The organism is Winogradskya humida, assembly GCF_016862215.1.
In the GTDB taxonomy this organism is placed as follows: Bacteria; Actinomycetota; Actinomycetes; order Mycobacteriales; family Micromonosporaceae; genus Actinoplanes; species Actinoplanes humidus.
Map to the genome: position 1 here is coordinate 20,700 of NZ_BOMN01000051.1, position 6,506 is coordinate 27,205.

The window sequence follows — 6,506 nt, forward strand, 5'->3', positions numbered from 1 at the left end:
TCAGAGTCAAAAGATCAGCGCTTCTTGCGTACGCGATGAAGGCGGAACGGTCGACGCACCGCGACCTTCGCCGGGGTCTCCCGGGTCGGAGCCGCACCTGAATCGTCCGGAAGGTCCGGAGCAGCGACGGGTGCGGTTTCCGCCGGGGTGAGCCGGGCCACGACGCAGCCGGTCCGCGCCCACCGCGTCACGACCTCGTCGGCGGTGCCCGAGGCGTTGAGCCGTTTGTTGGCCAACTGCAGCGCGACCTCGTCCCAGGCCTCGCTGCCGGGCGTGATCCGCTCGACCCGCGTCTCGACCACGAGAATGAGCCCGCCGTTGTCGCCGCGCAGGCGTACCTGAGCCGTGGTGGCCTCCGCGAGGCCGGGCGAGATCTGCTCGCCGGGCCCGCTCAGCACGATCAGCGTCCCGTCGAGCGGCATGACCCACAGGCCGCGGGCGGGCCCGCCGTCGGCGCTGACCCACGCGATGCCGGCCTTCTTGATGGCCTCGGCCACCAGCTCCGTCGTCACCGGGCCATCCTCTCAGCCATCCGCCCTCAATTGAGGGCGGGGACCCGGTCGACCAGGTCGAGTACGGCGGAGAGTGAGGTGATGCTGCGCCCGGCGAAGTCGTCGTCGCGGTCGAAGACGAGGTGATCGGCCAGGTCGGGGGCGTTGAGCCGGACCGCGGTCATGCCCACCGACGCGGCGCCGGTGAGCTCGCGGCTGCCGCCGTCGCCGATGTAGAGACAGTCCTCCGGCGCGACCCGCAGCCGCCAGCAGGCCTCCAGGTAGATCATCGGGTCCGGCTTGCACCGGCCGACCTCGACCGAGAAGACACTGACATCCAGCAGGGGTGCGATGGGCATGCTCGGCAGGAAGGCCGGCAGCTCGTGGGTGCAATCGCTGATCAGTCCGGTACGCAAACCGCGCTGCTTGAGCGCGCGCAGCACACTCTCGGCATCGGCCCGGAGCTGGGTGTCGGCCCGCAGCGCATCGACCCGGGCGGGCACCGCGGCCTGCAGCTGAGCCTGTCGCGGGCTGCCGCCGGCCTGCTCGGTGACCCACCGTAGGGTGGCCTCGGCGGAGCCGAACTGGCCACGGGCCCGTACCTGGAAGGTCCGGTTCAGGACGCTCAGGATGGCGTCGGGGTCACAGCCCAGCGCCCGGGCGATGTCGGCATGTTGCGGACCCCGCTGCACGGAGCGGGTCAGCGTGCCGAAGAAGTCGAATACCACCGCTTGATACGCGGGCATGGAAAACCACTCTCCAGGGGCATTGACCGATGGCTAAACGCGGTGAGCGTAACGACAGTCTTACTTTCCGCTCAACTTTGGTCGACAAACTGTGACCCGCTCATCCGCGCGAAGTGACGGCAAGGCGTTCACCACGGGCGCATTGATCCTCGCCGTTATCGCGGTCTCCTCCTCGGCCCCGCTGATCGCGTTCGCGGCGGCACCCGCCCTGGCCGTGGCGTTCTGGCGCAACGGCCTGGCCTTCGCGGCGCTCACCCCGATCAGCGCCGGCCCGCGCCGGGCGGAGGTCCGGTCACTGCCCGCGACCGGTGGCATTTTCTGCGTACTTGCCGGAATTGCACTTGCCGTGCACTTCGCGACCTGGATGCCGGCGGTCAAGCTCGGCTCGGTGGCCACCGCGACCGCGCTGGTCGCCACCCAACCGGTCTGGCAGGGCCTGCTGGCCGCCGCTCTCCCGGGACAGACCGGTCCGTCCCGGCTCAGCTGGGCGGGCATCGCCCTCGCGGTGGTCGGCGTCGCCTGGGCCACCGGAGTCGACATCGGCGTCTCCAGCCAGGCGGTTCTCTCCGACGTCCTCGCGGTGATCGGCGCGATCGCGGCCGCGGTCTACACGGCGTTCGGGGAACGGGCCCGGGTCCGGATCAGCACCACGACGTACACGTGGACCTGTTATGGAACCTGCGCGGTCCTGCTGCTCGTGGTGTGCCTGGTCGCCCGGGTCCCGCTGACCGGGTACGACAAGCAGACCTGGCTGGCGATCCTGGCCCTCGTGGTCGGCGCCCAGCTGCTCGGGCACTCGATGTTCAACTACGCGCTGCAGAAGGTCCCCGCCACCACGGTCAGCGTGCTCATCCTGCTCGAAGTCCCCGGCGCCGCGCTGCTGGCGTGGCTCTGGCTCGGTCAGACGCCCTCCACGGCAGCCCTGCCGGGCCTTGCTGTCCTGGTCGCAGGCGTCGCAGTTGTCATCCTCGGCGCCCGTACGACTCCCGCCCAGGTGCCCGTCGACGCGCCCTGACAGCTGCCAATCTCGTTGATCCCTGGCGTACGGCGGTCCGGCGCGGTAGAGAGGGTGGATGCGATGCGTCGATATCGATGTCTGCCCCTCTGTCTGGCGGTGCTCGTCATGACCGGCGCCTGCGGGGAGCCCGAGGTTCCCGAGGTGGGGATCGTCGGGGGCTGGACCACGGCGGGCTGCGAGTTCTCGCGTACCCCGGAAAGCATTGACGTCGGCGGCCGCACCTGGCCGGTCACGCCCCAGCCGCTGGAAGCGGTCATCGGCCGCATCGACGAGGCGGGCCGCACCCAGCACAAGTCCAGCTACGCGGGCATCGAGGTCGACCAGCAACGGGTACGCGCCATCGTCTACCGCGTCCCGTCAGCGGCCTTCGACGACTTCATCCGCAACGCCGCCGAGAACACCTGCATCTTCGTCCGCGACGCCCGTTACGGCATGCACGAGCTTGCCACCTGGCACGACCGGTTGCGAGCGGACATCCCCGCCTGGCAGGCCCGCGGCATCTTCATCTCGACGATCTCCGCGCGGCATGACGGGGTCGGTCTGGAGATCGGCACCCCGGATGTCGACCAGGCCCGGGAGCAGTTACCCCGGCAGTACGGCAGCAAGGCTCCACTGATCTTCATCGAGGAGGGGCCGGTCACGCCGCTGGCCGGAACCGGGATCCCCACCGCGCCCCAACCCGGCGGCTGACCCTCGTTCCGCGCTGAGAGTGGCGTTCTAAAACGTGCCGGTGCTGTCGGGGGTGTTCGCCATCGAAACGCCGATCGCGATCGCAGCGATGATGGCGAGGCCTGTGACGACCCAGCCGACGATGATGCCCGCGAGCGCCATGCCGTTGCCGCTCGCGCCCGACCTGCGGATGCGTCGGCGGGCGACGTGACCGAAGATCGCGCCGAGAATGCCCAGGATGCCGCCGACATAGAACCCGCACAGGCCTGGAACCGCGACGCAGGAGATCACCAGGGAGGCGATCGCGAGGCCGTCGGTGGGGCGACGCATCGTGGTGTACGGCGAGTACGCATACGGGCTGCCCGGGTTGCCGTAGTCGTAGGGCTGCTGGGCGTATGGGTTCGCCGGCTGGGTGTACGGGTTCGCCGTCGGGCCGTACGGGTCGTAGACCGGCGCCTGCTGGACCGGCGGGATCTCGTATGGCGAGGGGAGCGGTGGCTGCTGCGGCGCGGGTTGGTACTGCGTCGGCGGTTGGTACTGGGCCGGCGGTTGGTACTGGGCGGGCGGCTGGTACTGGGCCGGCGGCTGGTACTGCTGGTAGGGCTGGACGGGTGGGTCCGGGGGTGGCGGGTTGGTGCCGTCGGGGTTCTGCGTCGGTGGGTAGGTCACGAGACTGCCTCCGTCCGGCGCCTGCGCTGCTCGATGTCGTCGACGTCCTCGACGTCTCCGATCAGGGTAGAAGGGTCTGTCACCCCGGCGCAGCCCCGTTACTGCTCTGTGGCCGGGTCGCCGTGGTTTTGCGGCTTCGCGCTCCGGGCGTACCGAAAAACGGTTTGAGATTGCGCCACGATCGGACCGATGTTTGCCCCCGTGCGCGGGAGCGGGCAGGATCGCCGCATGGCCTACGACGCCCAGCCCGAGTCCGTTCCCGGTGAGCCCTCTGCCATCGCCGAGGCGGTGCACCTGGAATTGGCGGCCACACCCGGCCCCGAGGAAGCGCCCGTCACGTTGCGCTTGGACGGAAAGGTCGCCCTGGTCACGGGTGCGGGCAGCCCGGACGGCATCGGGTACGCCACCGCGCGCCGCCTGCGCGACCTGGGCGCCCGGGTCGCCATCGTCTCCACGACCCGCCGCATCCACGAACGAGCCACCGAGCTCGGCGTGACCGGCTTTGTCGCCGACCTCACCGACGAAGCCGAGGTCGGCGCCCTCGCGGACGCGATCGTCGACCAGCTCGGCGACGTCCAGGTCCTGGTCAACAATGCCGGCCTCGCCAGCCGCACCAGCCCCGAGGTCCTCCGCCCGGTCGCCCAGCTCACCTATGACGAGTGGCGCGCCGAAATCGACCGCAACCTCAGCACGGCCTTCCTGTGCAGCCGAGCCTTCGTCGGCGGCATGTCCGAGGGAGGCTGGGGCCGCATCGTCAACCTGGCCGCCACCGCCGGCCCGATCAACGCCCTCCCCACCGAAGCCGCCTACGCCGCCGCCAAATCCGGCGTCGTCGGCCTCACCAGAGCGTTGGCCATGGAACTCGTCGCCGACGGCATCAACGTCAACTGCGTAGCCCCCGGCACGATCTACACCGCCGCCTCCACGGTCACCGAGATCAAACAGGGCCTCGGCACCCCGATCGGCCGCCCCGGCACCCCCGACGAGGTCGCCGCCGCCATCGCATTCCTGTGCTCCCCGGCCGCGTCGTACATCACCGGCCAGATGCTGGTCGTCGACGGCGGCAACAGCGTCCGCGAGGCCGAATTCCGCTGAGCCTGCTCGGCTTCTGCCGGTGGCTCTCCGGGCTGCTGGGCCGCTGGGCCGCTGGCCTATGTCTTTCCAGGCCGCTGGTCCGACCCACGGGTTTCAGGCCTTTCGGGCTGTTGAACAGCGGGTTTTCCGGACGGTCGGGCCGCTGCCCGGTGGAACGGTGTCCACCGGGCGTCGTCCGTGAGCGTCAGTAGCTCGAGGTTCCGCCGGAGTTGAGCGCGAACACCACGGCCACCACGTAGAACGCACAGATCAGCAAGTAGACACTGGTGAAGATGTAACCCAGCCACAGCCCCGCCGTCGCCAGCCCGTCACCGGACTCGTGGGTCTGCCGGATCTGCTTCTTCGCCACGTGACCCATCACGATCGCCGCCGGCGCGAACACAAAGGCGAACACCAGGCTCAGGATCGCCATCGTGTTGGTCGGCGCCGCGGCCTGATAACCCGGCTGTGCGTACGGCTGTCCGTAGCCCGGCTGCCCGTAAGGCTGGCCGCTCGTCGGCTGTTGCCCGTACGGCTGCCCACTCGACGGCGCGCCGTAGGGCGACTGGCCGTAAGGGTCACTCGCCGGCCCCCCGCTGGCCGGAGCCCCATAAGGCGGGGGCTGCTGCCCGTACGAAGGCTGCCCACTCGCCGGCACCCCACTCTGCGGAGCACCGTACGGGTCCTGCGTATACGGCGTCGTCGGGTCGTAAGGCGGCTGCTGCCCGTAAGGCTGCTGGGGCTGATATGGGTCCTGCGAACCACCCGATGGCGGGTATGTCATCTCAAGGTCCTCCTCGTTCACCCGGCACCGTACTAGCCGGAAAGAAAATAGGGGCACCCCGATACAGCGTGTCAAGCCATCCCATCGCACGTCACGCCGCCTGGAACAGCCCCAACACCCGGCCCGCCCGTCCCCCCGAAGAGCACGACCCGAACCGCTGGTTTCCCCCGAACGGATTCATAGTCGCGGATCAGGACAACCTCCATCCACCCCCACCCGCCCCCAGAACATCCCAAGTCCATCACAACGATCAAACCAACCCCCCAAACCGCAATCAACCCTCACATTCCCATTCGCCGTTACCCCGCAGCCCACCCCCCATCGACGCCCCCGGACCTGCCAAAACTGCCCACCCACCCCTAGACACCTGCCCTCACCGCCCGCCCACCTTTCGCACCGCCAAGCTCGGCAGGTCTGAACGCCGCCTGGGACCGGGTGCAGGCGATGCTGGAGTGCGCTGAGAGGTCCCGCGGTCAGCCGCAATCTGAGCTGGACCCGGTTTCGACCTCAAGGTGGCCCAGAACCCGACGAGCTTCCTCCAGCCCTCGGACGACCGGAACTGGCCATGCCTGACATTGGACGCAGCCCCGCTCCGGACCCGGCCCAAAGCTGTGATCGGCCCGGGCCCGAAGTCTCGACCCAAAGCTGTGATCGGCCCCGGCCATGCAGTCTTGACCAAGCCGGAGTCGCCCGGGGCTGGAGTTGGCCCGGGGCTGGAGGTGGCCCGGGGCTGGAGTTCGCCCAGAGCCGGAGTTCGCCCAGAGCCGGACATAGATCTGGGCTAGAACGCGGCTCAAGGTCGGACGTAGCTCAGGGCTGCCGCCGTTCTCTCACGGAGCCCACCCCTGCCAGGTTTGGCCCACGCCTGCCGGGTCTGTGCCACCCCTGTCGGGTCTCGTCCGCACCTGCTTGGTCCGCGCCGATCTTGTCCGCGCCGCTTGGTCTGCGCCCGGCTTGGTCTGCGCCCGGCTTGGCCCTCGGCCCGGCTTGGCCCTCGGCCCGGCTTGGCCCTCGGCCCGGCTTGGCCCTCGGCCCGGCTTGGCCCTCGGCCCGGC

7 protein-coding genes are annotated in these 6,506 nt (G+C 69.7%); 3 read left to right on the forward strand and 4 right to left on the reverse strand.

What is annotated here, in order from left to right; translation table 11 throughout:
* Positions 1 to 14 precede the first annotated feature (14 nt).
* Positions 15 to 512 (reverse strand): hypothetical protein, encoded by a 498-nt coding sequence (locus Ahu01nite_RS20645; protein ID WP_203838211.1) that lies wholly within the window; start codon positions 510 to 512, stop codon positions 15 to 17.
* A 26-nt stretch (positions 513 to 538) separates the two neighbouring features.
* Entirely contained in the window at positions 539 to 1,237 is a 699-nt protein-coding gene (locus tag Ahu01nite_RS20650; RefSeq protein ID WP_203838212.1) for an HAD family hydrolase, read from the reverse strand.
* Between the two features lie 91 nt (positions 1,238 to 1,328).
* Here Ahu01nite_RS20650 and Ahu01nite_RS20655 point away from each other — a divergent pair, with 91 nt between their 5' ends.
* Positions 1,329 to 2,252 carry a DMT family transporter gene (locus tag Ahu01nite_RS20655; protein ID WP_203838213.1) on the forward strand — a complete coding sequence of 308 codons (924 nt, stop codon included), beginning with the start codon at positions 1,329 to 1,331 and terminating at the stop codon, positions 2,250 to 2,252.
* A gap of 63 nt (positions 2,253 to 2,315) precedes the next feature.
* Complete coding sequence (locus Ahu01nite_RS20660; protein ID WP_203838214.1) at positions 2,316 to 2,945, forward strand: hypothetical protein; 630 nt, start codon at positions 2,316 to 2,318, stop codon at positions 2,943 to 2,945.
* A gap of 27 nt (positions 2,946 to 2,972) precedes the next feature.
* On the opposite strand, the gene Ahu01nite_RS50490 is transcribed toward Ahu01nite_RS20660, so the two are convergent.
* Complete coding sequence (locus Ahu01nite_RS50490) at positions 2,973 to 3,593, reverse strand: DUF4190 domain-containing protein (protein WP_239159010.1); 621 nt, start codon at positions 3,591 to 3,593, stop codon at positions 2,973 to 2,975.
* A 228-nt stretch (positions 3,594 to 3,821) separates the two neighbouring features.
* Here Ahu01nite_RS50490 and Ahu01nite_RS20670 point away from each other — a divergent pair, with 228 nt between their 5' ends.
* Positions 3,822 to 4,688, forward strand: a complete 867-nt coding sequence (locus Ahu01nite_RS20670) for an SDR family NAD(P)-dependent oxidoreductase (protein ID WP_239159011.1) — start codon at positions 3,822 to 3,824, stop codon at positions 4,686 to 4,688.
* Positions 4,689 to 4,872: 184 nt separating this feature from the next.
* Here the strand turns inward: Ahu01nite_RS20670 and Ahu01nite_RS20675 are convergent, their stop codons facing one another.
* Complete coding sequence (locus Ahu01nite_RS20675) at positions 4,873 to 5,451, reverse strand: DUF4190 domain-containing protein (RefSeq protein ID WP_203838215.1); 579 nt, start codon at positions 5,449 to 5,451, stop codon at positions 4,873 to 4,875.
* Between the last annotated feature and the right edge of the window lie 1,055 nt (positions 5,452 to 6,506).